Annotated in this window: 1 pseudogene; it reads left to right on the forward strand. The window is 34.2% G+C overall.

Going from position 1 to position 225, the window contains the following annotated elements:
• Positions 1-225 (forward strand): annotated as a pseudogene (locus CN288_RS27520) (IS6 family transposase); the annotation flags it as partial.

Genomic DNA, 225 nt, shown 5'->3' on the forward strand with positions numbered 1-225 from the left:
AAGGATATTATTTTAATAGCCGTTGGCTACTATTGTCGTTTTTCTTTAAGTTATCGCGATGTGTCTGAAATTCTCAAAGAACGTGGTATTTCTATTCATCCAACAACTATCATGCGCTGGGTTCATGAATATGGAAATCTTATCTATCACATTTGGAAGAAGAAAAACAAAAACACATTGTTATCTTGGCGTTTGGATGAAACCTATATCAAGGTGAAAGGGAAA

Source organism: Bacillus sp. AFS023182 (genome assembly GCF_002560575.1).
Classification (GTDB): domain Bacteria; phylum Bacillota; class Bacilli; order Bacillales; family Bacillaceae_G; genus Bacillus_A; species Bacillus_A arachidis.